12 protein-coding genes are annotated in these 14,170 nt (G+C 70.9%); 2 read left to right on the plus strand and 10 right to left on the minus strand.

Annotation, left to right across the window (positions count from 1 at the left end; translation table 11 throughout):
- Positions 1–156: 156 nt before the first annotated feature.
- From ACZ6S0_RS05645 to ACZ6S0_RS05655, 3 genes are all read right to left on the minus strand, one after another.
- A complete protein-coding gene (locus ACZ6S0_RS05645) occupies positions 157–1,065 on the minus strand; it encodes a hypothetical protein (RefSeq protein ID WP_465913603.1) in 909 nt (302 codons plus the stop codon).
- Positions 1,062–1,574 carry an RNA polymerase sigma factor gene (locus ACZ6S0_RS05650; protein ID WP_465913605.1) on the minus strand — a complete coding sequence of 171 codons (513 nt, stop codon included), beginning with the start codon at positions 1,572–1,574 and terminating at the stop codon, positions 1,062–1,064. The genes ACZ6S0_RS05645 and ACZ6S0_RS05650 overlap by 4 nt, the downstream gene beginning before the upstream one ends.
- Positions 1,575–1,648: 74 nt before the next feature.
- On the minus strand, positions 1,649–4,135 hold the full coding sequence (locus ACZ6S0_RS05655) for an RICIN domain-containing protein (RefSeq protein ID WP_465913607.1): 2,487 nt from the start codon (positions 4,133–4,135) through the stop codon (positions 1,649–1,651).
- A gap of 263 nt (positions 4,136–4,398) precedes the next feature.
- On the opposite strand from ACZ6S0_RS05655, the gene ACZ6S0_RS05660 reads away from it, so the two are divergent.
- On the plus strand, positions 4,399–5,016 hold the full coding sequence (locus ACZ6S0_RS05660; RefSeq protein WP_465913610.1) for a cysteine hydrolase family protein: 618 nt from the start codon (positions 4,399–4,401) through the stop codon (positions 5,014–5,016).
- On the plus strand, positions 5,013–6,128 hold the full coding sequence (locus tag ACZ6S0_RS05665) for an MFS transporter (RefSeq protein ID WP_465913611.1): 1,116 nt from the start codon (positions 5,013–5,015) through the stop codon (positions 6,126–6,128). Before ACZ6S0_RS05660 ends, ACZ6S0_RS05665 begins: the two co-directional genes overlap by 4 nt.
- Here the strand turns inward: ACZ6S0_RS05665 and ACZ6S0_RS05670 are convergent.
- The 7 genes from ACZ6S0_RS05670 to ACZ6S0_RS05700 all read right to left on the minus strand — a co-directional run bounded on the left by ACZ6S0_RS05670 (position 6,116) and on the right by ACZ6S0_RS05700 (position 14,123).
- Positions 6,116–7,078: a LacI family DNA-binding transcriptional regulator gene (locus ACZ6S0_RS05670; protein WP_465913612.1), complete on the minus strand. Its 963-nt coding sequence runs from the start codon at positions 7,076–7,078 to the stop codon at positions 6,116–6,118. The two genes, ACZ6S0_RS05665 and ACZ6S0_RS05670, sit on opposite strands and share 13 nt — an antisense overlap.
- Positions 7,079–7,145: 67 nt before the next feature.
- The gene (locus ACZ6S0_RS05675; protein WP_465913614.1) at positions 7,146–8,072 is read right to left on the minus strand and encodes a nucleoside hydrolase; all 927 of its coding nucleotides are present in this window, start codon (positions 8,070–8,072) and stop codon (positions 7,146–7,148) included.
- Between the two features lie 50 nt (positions 8,073–8,122).
- Positions 8,123–9,400, minus strand: a complete 1,278-nt coding sequence (locus ACZ6S0_RS05680) for an ABC transporter permease (RefSeq protein WP_465913616.1) — start codon at positions 9,398–9,400, stop codon at positions 8,123–8,125.
- 5 nt (positions 9,401–9,405) lie between these two features.
- Positions 9,406–10,617, minus strand: a complete 1,212-nt coding sequence (locus ACZ6S0_RS05685) for an ABC transporter permease (RefSeq protein ID WP_465913618.1) — start codon at positions 10,615–10,617, stop codon at positions 9,406–9,408.
- Entirely contained in the window at positions 10,614–12,128 is a 1,515-nt protein-coding gene (locus ACZ6S0_RS05690) for an ABC transporter ATP-binding protein (RefSeq protein WP_465913620.1), read from the minus strand. Before ACZ6S0_RS05690 ends, ACZ6S0_RS05685 begins: the two co-directional genes overlap by 4 nt.
- Positions 12,129–12,150: 22 nt before the next feature.
- On the minus strand, positions 12,151–13,206 hold the full coding sequence (locus ACZ6S0_RS05695) for a BMP family lipoprotein (protein ID WP_465913622.1): 1,056 nt from the start codon (positions 13,204–13,206) through the stop codon (positions 12,151–12,153).
- Entirely contained in the window at positions 13,203–14,123 is a 921-nt protein-coding gene (locus ACZ6S0_RS05700; protein WP_465913623.1) for a PfkB family carbohydrate kinase, read from the minus strand. The genes ACZ6S0_RS05695 and ACZ6S0_RS05700 overlap by 4 nt, the downstream gene beginning before the upstream one ends.
- Positions 14,124–14,170: the final 47 nt, after the last annotated feature.

Below are 14,170 nucleotides of genomic sequence, written 5' to 3' on the forward strand. Positions count from 1 at the left end.
GCCCTCCGGAAGCCGACGCCGGATTGACGCTCATTTGCCGTGAACTGCGTCATGCGACGAAAGCATAGTCCACGATGATCTACCTCGCGCGGTCACGGCGGGGCAGCCGGGTCCGCGCGCTGCCTGGCAGCCCGCCCGTGATCGGTCTGGCCGTTGTCAGTCGGTCAGGTCGTCGTACCACTGGGGTGTGGCGACCGTGCGCGGGTCGGGGGCGGGGCCGGCGCCGGGGCCGGGGATGACGTAGAGGTCGACGGTGTCGGAGCTGTGGTCGCGGGATCCGCTGACGATCCAGTCATCCTTGATCCGGTCCGCGGAGACCTGGTGATCGAAGGAGCCGCCGTCGGGAAGGTTCCACAGCAGGCGATAGCCGACCTTCAGTCCACGCCGGTGCAGTTCGGCACGCACAGCCTTCACCGTCTTCCCGCGAACCTGGTAACCCTCCAGGGACTCCTCCCCGCGGGGATCGACGGGACCGTCCTCGGCGTAGGGCTCGCCGGGTTCGGCGGGGCGGCCGATCCCGAAGACCACGCGGCCGGGGAAGTCCGAGGGCATCCAGACCTTGCCGCAGAACGCCGACGCGCAAGGTGTCAGGGGCTGCGTTCCCATGCTTCCGTGCCATTTGAAGCCCTCGGGAACGATCGGGCCGATCAGCTTGCCGACGTCGTCCGGCGCCACCGGGATGATCTTCACCGTGACGTTCAGCCCGACCGCGTCGAACGCCTCCTCGAAGCGCCGGCGGTCGGCCGTGGGGTCGGTGATGGTGACGGCGAAGTAGCCGTCGGACCTGTTGATGGAGACCGCCGCGTTGGCGTACTCGGTCGCCGGACCGCCGGAGGGCAGGCCGACGCCGATCGCGACGGCTACCGCCGCCGCGGCCACGGCCGAGGCCAGAACAGGCCGGCGGGCACGCCTGAGGGCTCCGCCCCCGCCGAGCCACCGGGACGGCCGACGGCGCGGAACCGGCGTCGCCATGATCGCCGCACGCAGCTCGCGCGCGCCCGGCCCCTGTTCGGGCGCGTGCGGGACAAGATCGATGGCTCTCATCAGGTTGTCGACGTCGCTCATGCTTCCCCCATCGAAATCGTCGAGACCGTCGGCCGATCGAGCCGCGCCGCCAGCCGCTTGCGCGCGCGATGCAGCCGGGTGCGGGCGGCGACAGCCGTACATTCCATGACTTTGGCGATCTGCTCGCTGGTCAGCCCCTCCCAGCAGGCCAGCGCCAGCACCTCGCGATCACCCCCGGGCAACTCCTCGAAGGCGGCGCGGACGTGCGCCAGATCGACCGGGGTGACGGGCCGGTCGGCGGCCAGTTCGTCGCGGAGGCGGTCGGCGAGCCCGGCTCGGCGTGAGGCGCCGCGTTGCTGGTTGGCCAGCACCCGGCGGGCCACGCCGTACAGCCACAGCAGCGCCCGCTCGCCGTCGGGGACATCGTGGAGGCGTCGCCAGGCGGTGAGGAACGTCTCGGAGATGACGTCGGCGGTGTCGTCGGCCGAACCGGTACGGCGGGCGGCGTACTGATGGATGGCCGGATAGTACGAGTCATAGATCGCCTCGAAGCGATCATGAGGTGTCACAGGGTCTCCTCGCGAAGGGGTGCCGGACACCTTGGTAAGTGTCCGGCACCCTTCGGCGTGTTGCAGACCGCGACTCAGGTGGTGGTGGGGCAGGCGCCCGGCTGGTTCCAGCCGTCGCACCAGTTCGCCTTCGGTCCCCAGATCGCCCCGACCGAGGCGATTCCACCGGTGGTCATGTCCTTGAGGGTGTAGGTGAGGAGATAGGGAACAGTGCCGATCTTGATGTGGTAGTTCCCGCCGAGGATGGGTCCCCAGAACATCCAGCGTTCGTTCTTGCCCGAACTGGACGGCTTGCTGCTGTCGTAGTAGTGGTCGGCGATGTAGAACCCCAGGCCCCTCATCTGGTAGTCGATGATCTGCAGGTGCATGGTGATCGCGCACTTGGGGCCGACGACATAGGCCCGGGTGTCGAAGAAGACGCCACCGAGGGGCCCGCTGCCCGGCCTGACGGCTTTCGAGTTCCAGTAGCCCTGCATGCGGCACCTGCCGTTGCGGATGTCGACCAGCCGCTTCGGATAGACCACGTTGACCCACTCGTTCCCCGCCGCCGCAGGGGTCGCCGCCTGCTCCGCCGCCTTCTTCGCAGCCTTGTCGATCGGGGCTCCTGCCGTGAAGCCCGGGAGCGCCGTCGACATCAGGACGTCGTCGCCCGGCGTCACGGTGGTGGCGGTCTCCAGGATCCAGTGCTGTTCCGCGGCGTTGCCGGCCGGCGTCGACTGGACCACCTTGGTGCCGTCGGTGAGGCCGCCGCCGGAAACGGTCAGCAGATGGGTGCTCTTGGCGTTCTTGACGTAGCTCTCGCCCGCCGGGTCGGCCTCGAGGATCCACCGCTGCTCGGTGCCGGACCCACAGGTCCACTGGATGGCCTGCGCGCCGCTGGCGGTGCTGCCGCCGCCGATCGCCAGGCACTTGTCGCTCAGGGAGTTCTTGAGCTGCCGCCCGTCGACGCCGGTCCAGGTCCACTGCTGCTCGGCGCCGGTCCCGCAGGTCCACTGGCTGAGCTGTGCGCCGTCGGCGACGCTGCCGGTGCCGTTCGAGAGGCATTTGCCGCTCTTGACGTTGCGGATCCGGTAGCTCGGCGGCGCGGGGTCGGAAAGCAGCTCAGCGCCGCCGCCGCAGGCTTCCTGGGCCAGCGGGGCGAAGCCGTAGGTCTCGATGATCGCGGTGTTCTGGCAGATCAGCGAGGTGGGGCCGGTGAAGACCTCCCGCCAGGGGCTGGTGCGCTGCTTGCTCACGGGGAGCACGTTGTACAACCGGTGCACCAGCGGGCGGCCGTACTCCGGGTTGAACACGAACGGCCGTTTCACGACCTTGCCCTGCTGGTCCTGGGCGAGCCCGCCCAGCACGCGCCCGGCGCGGTAGTCCGCGGCCACCCCGCTGGACCCGTACATCTGGCGCATGTACTCGGAGATGGAGTGCGGGATGACGTCCGTCAGTCCCAGTGAGCGCCCGTCATCGACGGGAATCGGGGAGCCGTCGCCGGTGGTGGTGCGGACGCACGGGTACCGGCCCGCGGTCAGGTCGGCCTCGGTGATGCCCACCCGCGGCAGCCACGCCGACCGTACCGAACCCGCCGCCGGCAGCGACGGCGTCGCCGGCCTCCCACGGACCCTCGTGATCCGGCACTGGTAAAGGTCCTTCAACTCCTCGGAGGTCATGTCCGGCAGGTCCGAGTAGAAGTGAGTGGTGTAGCTGACCCCGTCGGGGAACGCCGCGGCGTTGGACACCACAGGGCCCCGCCCGTCCGCCTCCGGCGCCTGCACGATGCGGCCCATCCGGATGTCGGGCCACCTGTTCTGCACGAAGTGCGCGATCGAGACCGGCATGATCGCGTTCGGGTCCGCCGCCACGAGCGAGACGTCGTTGTCGCGGTTCGGCACGCTTCCGTTGACGTCCTTGACGCACGGGTACTTCCCGCCGCGTACGTCGTCCTCCCGGAGGTCGAGAGCCGCCAGCCACTCACCGCGCAGTTGCGACCCCGACGCAGGCAGCAGCGGATGCCACCCCGCCGAGCCGGCGCCACAGGTGTACACCTCGCGCAGGAAGCTCAGCGTTTTCCCGAGCAGGGAGGTCCTCCGGTTGGTCACGAACGTGATCCCGTCCAGCGCGTACGGCAGGTAGGTCACCCCGTCGACCGGTGAGATCGACAACCTGCTCGGCTCGCCCGCCAGCCGGGCGAAGTCGAGGCACCCGTCCTCCGCCGCTATCGAGTACCGCAGCGCGCTCTGCCCGCCGGCGTCGGTCGCCGGGCGGTTCAGGGTGCAGTCCGGATGCGTCGCGGGGTCCTTGGTCGTGATCGTGGGCGACGCGGTCTGGCCGGCCGCGTTGTACGACCCCAGCACCTTCTGCCCGTTCACCGTCACCGCGTCCGCCAAGGCGTTCGTCAGCCATTCCGTCGTCGCCGACCCCACGCCGGCGAGCGCCCGGTATCCCGGCGATCCGATCGGATCCGCCTGCGCGCTCTGGGCGGGAAACCCGCTCACCAGGCCCGTGAGCACCATCACACTCAGCAGGGCGGCCGGTAACTTGAACCGGCCGGTCTTCCTGTTTCTTCGCCACACCCCGAACACCGTGTTTCCCCTCTTCGAGGCCCCTTTTGGGGGCTAGCACCCCATCTGTTGATCAATGGGGCAAACGTCGCAAATGGTCACGTTCGGAGCTGAATGCCGTGTGAACGCGCCACATCCCTGGCTCGAACGGTCCAGAACTCCCGCGGTTTCGGCCATCCGCACCGGGTCGGCGCGCCCGAGCCCTGTTGACGAGGATCTCGGCCGGGCGATACGGTGCCAAAATCTCCTATCTAAACGATTAGAAAGACGGGCTCATGACACGGGCAAGTGCCGAGGCTCTCCTCGTCGTCGACGTCCAGCACTATTTCGCCCGGCCCGAGTTTCTGCGGAGTCACGGCGTCTCGGCGGAGGCCGTGGCCAGCGTTCAGGTGGCCGTCGAGCAGATCGCCGGTCTCGTGGACGACGCGCGGTCGGTGGGTGTGCCGATCTACTGGATCAGGAACACGACCCGGCCCGATGCGCCGTGGGAGGCGAACAGGAAGTTCCGGGGTTCGCCGGCCGCGTTCGGGTTCGACGCGTGCGCGGAAGGCAGCGAACTCGCCGAACTGTACCGGGTCCTGCCGATCGCGGAAGAGAGCGTGGTCCGCAAGGAGAGGTACAGCGCCTTCATCGACACGCCGCTCGAGTCGATGCTGCGGAGCGCCGGAGTCGATCGGGTCACCGTGACCGGGCTCACCACCGAGTGCTGCGTCGCCTCGACGGCGAACGACGCCTTCCAGCGCGGGTGGGAGGTTCAGGTGCCCGCCGACTGCTGCGCGTCCTACCAGGAGGACACGCACCACGCGGCGCTGGCCGCGATCGCGCTGAACATCGGTGAGGTGACGGTGCGCGAACAGGTGGCCGCCGATTGGTCTCGGGCCCGCGGCGCGTGAGGTTCGCCGTCGTCGTTCTCGGTCTCGCGGCCGCCGGGATGAGCACCTTCCTCCCAGCGGGTCTGGCCGACGCGGTGGCGCGGGATCTCGGCACGGACGTCGACCGGCTCCACCTCGCGACCGTCGTCTATTCGGTCGCGTACGCGGTCTGCGTGCCGTTCACGCCGGCCCTCGGCCATCGGCTCTCGTGGCGCGGCGTCATCTCGGTCGGCGCGGCGCTGGTCGTCGTGGCCGGTCTGCTCGGCGCGCTGGCATCGACTTTCGGCGCCTTCGCCGCCTCCCGGGCGGTCGCCGCGATCGGCGCGGCGACCCTCGTCCCGGTCCTCCTCTCGGCGGCCGGAGCCGCGCGGCGGTCGGCCGTGGCCACGGGGGTCGCGTTCGCCGTCCTGGCGGGGGCGACCTCGTTCACGCCCGACGTGGCGCGGGCATTCGCCGGCCGAGTCCCCTGGCAACTGCTGCTGATGGCGCCGGCCCTCCTCGGCGTCGCCGGCGCGGCCCTGGCGTTCGCGGTGCGCGGCGCGCCGACGGATCGGGCGGACCGGCCGCGGCAGGTCCGATTTCTCGGCACCCTGGCGACCTGCGGATTCTGGCTGTTTCTCACGGCGGTCTCGATGGCATCGGCCTACCTGGTGTTCGGCCGGTCGGACGCGCTCGCGACCGGCGTGGGGTCGGACGTGGCCGGGTCGGCCGTGTTCGGGGCCGGGGGCGTCGTCGCCACGGCGCTGGTCGGCCTCCTGCTCCAGAACCGCGATCCCGAACGGCTGCTGGTCGGAGCGCTCACGGTGCTGTGCCTGGTGTTCCTGGGCTTCGTCGCCCTGACGCACGCCGACCTGGCCTGGGCGGCGAGCGCCGGAGTGCTGTTCGGTGTCTGGGGTGCGGCCACCTGGTCGATCAGCCCGGTCATCCAGCAGTTGCTCCTGCGTGCCGCGGGGCCGCACGGCGCGATCGCGGTCGGCCTGAACGCCTCCGCGCTCTACGTCGGGATCGGCGCAGGGACGGCGCTGGGCGCGGTCAGCCCGACGATCACGGCCGGGCTGTCGCTCGCCGTCCTGCTGTCGGCCCTCGCCGCGCTGACCGTGCTCATCCGGTCGCGCCTCGCTCAGGCCCTGTAGTCACAGCCGCAGCTCGCCCGGATGGTCAGGGTCGCGAGCGACTCGCGCTCGTCGGGCCGCCCGGTCAGCAGGCCGACCGCCCGAGCGGCCATCTCCTCCACCGGCTGCCGCACGACCGTCAGCGGGGGAGAGGTGAACGCCGTCTCGGCGGATCCGTCGAGGCTGATGACGGCGAGGTCGTCAGGGATGCGCACACCCAGCCGGTAGGCGGCGGACAGGATCCCGAGCGCCTGGACGTCGGAAGCGATCACCAGCGACCTCGGCAGTGTCCCGAGCCGGTGCTGCCGCCGGAACTCGGTGGCCGCTTCCTCGCTGCTGTAGCCGGAGCGGCGGAGAGACCCCTCGTCGCCGACGAGCGCGGCCCACGCGCGGATCCGCTCGCCGGTGGGGCCGACGTCGTCGGGACCTCCCCAGAATGCCGGCGCGCCGTAGCCATGGCCCTGGAGGTGCCCGACCGCCTCACGGACGCTGTGCGTGTTGTCGCTCTCGACGAGCAGGCCCTCGACGCCGTCGGGTTTGTGGTGGACGTAGACGACCGGGATGTCGATCTCGAGGGAAAGCTCCTGGTCCGGCCAGAACGCCGTGATGAGCAGCCCGTCGATCTGGGCCGAGAGCAGCGCCTCGATGGCCTGGCGCTCGGATCGTCCGGACACCGCGGCGTGGCTCACGAGCGGGAACCGGTCGGCGTCGCCGACGGCCTGGACGATCGCCCGGGTGAGTTCGCCGAAGTAGGGGATGGTCGGGTCGGGTGTCAGCACCCCGACGAGGCCCGTCCGGCCGGAACGCAGGGCTCGCGCGATCCGGTTCTGCCGGTATCCGAGATCCGCGGCCGCGGTGAGCACGCGCTCCTTGGTGGCGGGCGCGACGTTGCGCGGCCCGTCGTTCAGCACGTAGCTCACTACGGCGGTCGACGTGCCCGCGCGCTTGGCGATGTCCGCGTACGTGACCATGATAACCACTCTACTGCCGCGTGGGCACGGCGCCGGCCGGAGAGCCTCCGGCCGGCGCCGACCGGCGTCAGAGGGTCACGGCGGCCCGCAGCGCGTCGAGGAAGATCTGGCCGTCGACACTCGTCACGACGCGGGTGTTCACCGGTCGCGGTGGGGTGCGACGGTCGGCGTAGGTGTGCCCACGGGTGGTCTGGTCGGTCGCCACCCGCAGGTGGAGGTCCTCGGCGTGGACGATCATGCCGGGGTCGATGGCGATCGCCATGGCGATGGGGTCGGGGAGGTCGTAGCCGGCCAGCCCGGTCTCCTCGACCGCGAACACGTGCACGTCGCGGTTGATGTCGGCGGCGAACTGCCCGAGCCTGCCGAGGTCGCGCAGGCGGCGATCCTCGTCCGGATCGATCACCGCGTACTTGCGGGAGATGTCCCAGCCGACCATGGTCTTCTCGCCCGGCGCCTGGAGCACGATCTGCGCCGCCTCGGGGTCGGCCCAGGCGTTGTACTCGGCGATCGCGGTCACGTTGCCGTTGCCGTCGCTGGTGCCCAGCATCAGGTAGGTGTGCGCGAACCTCGTGAGGAACTCGGGGTCGATCGTGACGGCGGCCGCGATGTTCGTCAGGGGGCCCAGCGTCACGAGCGTGTGCCGGCCGGGCTCGTCGCGGGCGAGGTCGAGGAGCGCGAGCACGGCGTGGCCGTCCTGCGTCGCCATCCGCGGTTCGGGCAGCGGGGTTCCGCTCATCCCGTCGGAGCCGTGCACGTTCTGTGCGGTCCCGAGTTCGCGGATGAGCGGAGCGGGGCATCCCGCCCACACCGGCACGTCGGCGGCCCCGGCCAGTTCGAGGGTGACCTTCGCGTTGCGGACGCCCTGCGCGAGGGGGACGTTCCCGGCGACGATCGTGACGGCGCGGATCCGCGAGCGTGGGTCGCGCGCGGCCATCAACAGGGCGACGGCGTCATCGGACGCGGTGTCGGTGTCGATGACGAAACTCTGGGGCACGGGTGATCTTCTCCTTGTTTCCGTGTGTTCCATGACGTGGTGCGGGACTTTCAGGACTTGAGGTAGGGCTTTCCGCCCGCCGCCGGCGCGCGGGACCGCCCGACCAGGCCGGCGACCGCGAACACCGTGATGACGTAGGGCAGCATGAGCATGAACTCGCTCGGCACGGGGGAGCCGATGATGCCCAGCATGCTCTGGAGGTTCGTGGCGAATCCGAACAGCAGCGCCGCGAACGCGGCCCGGACGGGATGCCATCGGCCGAAGATGACGGCCGCGAGGGCGATGAAGCCCATGCCGTTCGTCATCTCCTTGGTGAACGCGCCGACGGAGTCGAGGGTGAAGTAGGCGCCGCCGACACCGGTGATCGCGCCGGCCAGGGCGACGTTCCAGAACCGGGTGCGGTTGACGTCGATGCCGACCGTGTCCGCAGCGGTCGGGTGCTCGCCGACCGCGCGGACCCGCAGACCCCAGCGGGTCTTGAACAGGCCGAACCACACCGCGAACACCGCGACGTACATGAGGTACACGATGATCGTCTGCTGGAAGATCACCGGCCCGACGATCGGGATCGCCGACAGTCCGGGAATCGGCAGCACGGGGAACCGGTCGGGCGCGTTGAACAGCTCGGCGTCGGACTTCAGCACCTTCATGTACAGGAAGCCCGTCAGGCCGGTCACGAGCACGTTCAGGACGACGCCGACGATGACCTGGTCGACGACGTACCGGAGCGCGAAAGTGGCGAGTACGAGGGCGACGAGCACCCCGCCGGCCATCGCCGCGACGAGCCCGAGGACGGGTTGACCGGTGACCGACCCGACGAGGGCGGCCGAGAACGCGCCGAGCAGCAGTTGGCCCTCGATCGCGACGTTCACGACGCCCGCGCGCTCGCCGATGACGCCCCCGAGGGCGCCGAAGATCAGCGGCGTGCCGAGCGCGAGGGCGCCGATCAGCAGTCCGGTGACGGGGACGGTCCGTCCCGCCGACGCCCAGGTCAGGAACGCGACGAGGAACACGATCGCGAACACCGCGACGAGCCGGCGCGGCACCCGACGTCCGCCGCCGGACAGCACGAGGACGTGGGCGGCGACCGCGAGCCCGGCGAGCACGAGGGCGAGCGCGGCGACGGTGCCGCCCGTGGGGACCGCCAGCGGGGGGAGCGCGACGAGGTCGCCGGGCGTCGTGAGGCCGAAGGTGCTCGTTCCGGTCCGGGTGACCGCGAAGCCGAGGACGAGCGCGACGACGGCGAACACGTCGAGCGCGATCGGCGCCTTCCAGTCGCGGCTCACGGCCGTCCCGGCGCGGACGGTCTCCGTCGCGGTGCCGCTCACGCCGCTCACCTGGTCACCGCCTGCTGGCCACCCGAGAGGGCCGGGGCGGGCAGCCGGAACACGGCGCGTACGAGGGGCGGCGCCGCGATCAGCAGCACGATCACGGCCTGCACGACGAGGATGAGGTCGATCGGGACCGCCTGGGCCGCCTGCATCGCGTACCCGCCCGTCTTGAGCGCGCCGAACAGCAGGCCGCCGGCGAAGACGCCCCACGGGCGCGAGCGCCCGAGCAGCGCCACCGTGATGGCGTCGAAGCCGATGCCCGCGTCGACCCCCGAGCCGAAGCCCGTGGTCGTCGTGCCGAGCACCTGCGAAGCTCCGGCGAGGCCGACGAGGCCGCCGGACATCATCATCGCGACCAGGTACACGCGCCGCACCTCGATGCCGGCCACCCGCGCCGCGTCCGGGTTCTCGCCGACCGCCCGGAACCGGAAGCCCAGGCCGGAACGGTTCAGCACCCACCAGACGAGGATCGTGGCCGCGACCACGAGCACGAACCCGGCGTGCAGGCGGAACGAGCCGACGCCGAGCAGATCCGACAGCGTCGGCAGCACCGCCGTGTCGAGCGCCGCCGGCGACTTCGGGTTGTTCGAACCGGGCGCCTGCAGCGCCCCCGGGGTGCGCAACAGGAACGACACCAGGTAGAAGGCGACGTAGTTGAGCATGATCGTGACGATCACCTCGTGCGCGCCGGTCCTGGCCTTGAGCACGCCCGCGATGCCGCCCCAGAGCGCGCCGCCGGCGATCGCGCCGAGCACGCAGACGAGCAGGTGCAGGAGGTGCGGCATCGGGAACGACCAACTGATCCAGCCGGCGACGGCGGCCGCGACGAGCATCTGCCCTCGGCCCCCGATGTTGAACAGGCCGCACCGGAACGCGACGGAGACACCGAGTCCGGCCGCGATGAGCGGGGTCGCGAGAGTGAGCGTCTCGGTGAGCGGCTTGATCTGGTTCGCCCAGCCCACGCGCGTCCCGTTGAAGACCGCGCCCTGGAACAGCGCCGAGCACGCGCCCGCGACGGCGTCGCCGGCCGCGAGGACGGCGTCGGCGGGACGGGCGAACAGGTAGCCGGACGCCGCCTGCACCTCGGGATCGGTGAGCACGATGAGGACGCTGCCGACCAGCAGGGCGAGCCCGATCGCGAGGACGGAGACGACGGCGTTGCCCCCCGAGATCTCCCTGAGGATCCGATGGGAGCGGGGCGTGTCCTGTGTCACAGCGCCACCGCCTGGGGAGCGGCGCCGGCCATCATGAGGCCGAGCACGTCGCGCGGGCTGTCACCGGGCACGACGCCGACGATCCCGCCGCGGTACATCACGGCGATGCGGTCGGCGAGCGCGACGACCTCGTCGAGTTCGGTCGACACGACGATCACGGGCACCCCCGCGTCGCGGGTTCGAACGATCCGCTGGTGGATGAACTCGATCGAGCCGACGTCGACGCCGCGGGTGGGCTGGGCGGCGACGAACAGCCGCAGCTCGCGATTCAGCTCGCGGGCGAGCACGACCTTCTGCTGGTTGCCGCCGGACAGGCGGCCGACGTTGGTGCCGGCCCCCTGCGCGCGGATGTCGAACTCGGTGATCGCGGCGCGGGCGAACGACTCGACCGTGTCGAGCCGCAGCGCGCCCGCCCGTACGAACGGGGGGCCGTACGAGCGGTCGAGCATGAGGTTCTCGGCGATCGTGAACTCGGCGACGAAGCCGTCCCGTCCACGGTCCTCCGGCACGAACCCGACGCCCGCGTCGAGGATCTGCCGTGGCGTGCGACCGGCCAGCTCGACCCCGTCGAGCGTGATCGAGCCCTCGACCCGCGGCTGCAGCCCGAGGATCGCCTCCGTCAGCTCGGTCTGGCCGTTGCCCTGCACACCGGCTATCGCGAGGATCTCCCCGCGCCGCACCGTCAGGTCGACGTGCGACACGACGTACTGGCCGCGCGCGTCGATCACGGACAGGTCGCGCAGCACGAGCGCGGTGTCCCCGGGCTCGGCGGGAGCCTTCCGCACGGTCAGCTCGACCGCGCGGCCGACCATCATCGAGGCGAGCGAGGCGTCGCCGGCCGTGGGCGACGCCTCGCCGACCACCTTGCCGAGACGCACCACCGTGATGCGGTCGGCGACCTCGCGCACCTCGCGCAGCTTGTGGGTGATGAACACGATCGCGGTGCCGCGCTCCTTGAGCCGGCGCATGATCGCCATCAGCTCGTCGGTCTCGGGGGGCGTGAGCACGGCGGTGGGCTCGTCGAAGACCAGGATCCGGGCGTCACGGGAGAGTGCCTTGATGATCTCGACCCGCTGCTGCACGCCGACCGGGAGATCCCCCACGAGCGCGTCGGGGTCGAGGTCGAACCCGAAGCGCTGGGAGATCTCCCGCACGCGGGCGCGGGCGGCGTCGAGGTCGAGCGTGCCACCGGCCCGCGTGGGCTCGTTGCCGAGCATCACGTTCTCGGCGACCGTGAACACGGGGATGAGCATGAAGTGCTGGTGGACCATGCCGATCCCGGCGTTCATCGCGTCGCGCGGGCCGGAGAACCGCTGGACCACGTCGTCCAGGAGGATCTCGCCCTCGTCGGCCTGGTACAGGCCGTACAGCACGTTCATGAGGGTGGACTTGCCCGCGCCGTTCTCACCGAGGAGGCAGTGGATCTCGCCGGACCTGACCACCAGGTCGATGTGGTCATTCGCGGTCAGGCTGCCGAACCGTTTGGTGATGCCGCGGAGCTCGAGTTTCATGAGGTCTGGCCTCCCTTCCTGGTCACGGCTTGATGGAGCCGTCGACGAGTCCGGCCCGGATCTTGTCCAGCTCCGCGCCGAGGGCGGCGCCGGCGCGGTCCGCGAAGTCGTGGAAGGGCGCGACCCCGACGCCGTTGTTCGCCAGGGTGCCGACGTAGCCGTCCGCGCCGGCTGCGTTGGCTGTGTTGGCTGTGTTCCCCGTCGCGCCGGCCGCCTGGGCGACCGCCACGTCGACGTGCTTCAGCACCGAGGTGAGGAACAGGCTCTGGTACTTCCGGTCCGACTCGTATCCGTCGGTGTCGACGCCGATGAGCGCCGCGGACGTCCCCCGGTCGCGGATCGCCTCCGCCGCGGACTGGTAGATCGGACCGCCGACCGGCATCAGCACGTCGGCGCGCTGGTCCAGCAGGCTCTGGGCGACCGTCTTGGCCTCGACGCCCGCCGCGTAGCCGCCCACGAACGTCCCCGTCTGCTTGGCGACGTTCCATCCGACCACCGCCACGGAGGCTTTGTGCTGCCTGTTGAAGTAGTCGACGCCACGGGCGAAGCCGTCCATGAACGCGGTGACGGGCGGGATCTGCGTGCCGCCGTACGTGCCGACCACGCCGGTGGTCGAGTAGCTCGCCGCGGTGTAGCCGGCCAGGAACGCCGCGGGAGTGATGTCGAAGGTGATCGTCGTCACGTTCGGAAGGTCGATCGAGCCGTCGTCCACGATCGCGAACCGGATCTCCGGATTCGCCTCGGCGGCGGACTTGATGGCGTCGACCAGGTTGAACCCGACGCCGACGATCACTTTGCAGTCGCCGTTGACCAGGCTCTCGACGTTCGGGACGTAGTCGTCGGGGGTGCGCGAGATCGTCACGGTCGGCTTGGCGCCGCCTGCCCGGGTGAGCCCGGCGTAGGTCAGCTCGTTGAACGAGCCGTCGTCGATCCCGTTCGTGTCCGTGACCATGCAGAGCGACGACGCCGCCCCGCCGGCACCGCCGCTCTCGGGCGGTGCGCCGCAGCCGGCCAGTGTCGTGCCCGCCGCCGCTGTCAGCAGGGCCAGCAGGCCGGCCCTCACCTTGTTGATCTTCATCGATTACTTCCTTGTTCATCTCCGATGCCCGATGCGCCCCATCGGCGCACGGCACGAGCCCCGGCGGCGACGCCGTGCTCCGCGGCTTCGTACAGGGACAGGCCCCGGCTCAGCGCGGCGGCGACCGTTCCCGCGAAGGCGTCGCCCGCTCCCGACGTGTCCACGACGACGTCGACCGGAGGCGCCGGCACCCGGCGGATCTCGCCGTCGGGCGAGATGATCGCCGCGCCCTCGGCGCCGAGCGTGATGACGACGTCGATGCCCCATCGCCTGGCGAGGTCCGCGGGGTGCGCGTCCGCGCCGAGGTGGCGGCGGGCGAGGGCGGTCGCCTCGCCCTCGTTGAGGATCAGCGGCGCGGCCGTCCTGAGCGTCGCCTCGCCGACCTCGATGACCGGCGCCAGGTTCAGCACGAACCGCAGGCCGTGCTCCCGTGCGAACGCGGCGACGGCGTGGACGACCGCGGGATCGACCTCCCCCTGGGCGACGAGCGTGGTGGTGGCCCTGTCGCTGTCGCGCGTCCTGTCGAGGACGGCGGCGATGGCCAGGTCGGCCGTGAGCGCCGCGTTGGCGCCCCGGTCGACGACGATGGCGTTCTCGCCGTCGTCGTCGACGATGACCCAGGCCCGGCCGGTGGGACGGGTCTGGTCGCGCACCGGCCGGACCTCGACGGCCCGCGACCGCAGCCAGCCGAGGGCCTGTTCCGCGGCGGGGTCGTCGCCCAGCGCGCAGACGATGGTGACCGACGCTCCGGCCTCCGCGGCGGCGACGGCCTGATTGGCTCCCTTGCCGCCGAGCTGGTGGTGGTTCGTCGCGGCGAAGACCGTCTCGCCCGGGAGGGGCAGCATGGCGACGCGGATGGTCGTGTCGAGGTTCACGGATCCGACGACGACGACGGTTGGTTCGAAGGTAAACGCCATGTTGCATCCAATCGATTAGATGACGACGTTTCTAATCGATTAGGCGG

This window comes from Nonomuraea sp. NPDC051298 (assembly GCF_055586305.1).

What these genes read in the sequence shown, in the direction of transcription:
- ACZ6S0_RS05645 (WP_465913603.1), bottom strand. Translation starts at nt 1,065, where the DNA reads ATGAGCGACGTCGACAACCTGATGAGAGCCATCGATCTTGTCCCGCAC.
- ACZ6S0_RS05660 (WP_465913610.1), top strand. Translation starts at nt 4,399, where the DNA reads ATGACACGGGCAAGTGCCGAGGCTCTCCTCGTCGTCGACGTCCAGCAC.
- ACZ6S0_RS05670 (WP_465913612.1), bottom strand. Translation starts at nt 7,078, where the DNA reads ATGGTCACGTACGCGGACATCGCCAAGCGCGCGGGCACGTCGACCGCC.
- ACZ6S0_RS05690 (WP_465913620.1), bottom strand. Translation starts at nt 12,128, where the DNA reads ATGAAACTCGAGCTCCGCGGCATCACCAAACGGTTCGGCAGCCTGACC.
- ACZ6S0_RS05695 (WP_465913622.1), bottom strand. Translation starts at nt 13,206, where the DNA reads ATGAAGATCAACAAGGTGAGGGCCGGCCTGCTGGCCCTGCTGACAGCG.
- ACZ6S0_RS05700 (WP_465913623.1), bottom strand. Translation starts at nt 14,123, where the DNA reads ATGGCGTTTACCTTCGAACCAACCGTCGTCGTCGTCGGATCCGTGAAC.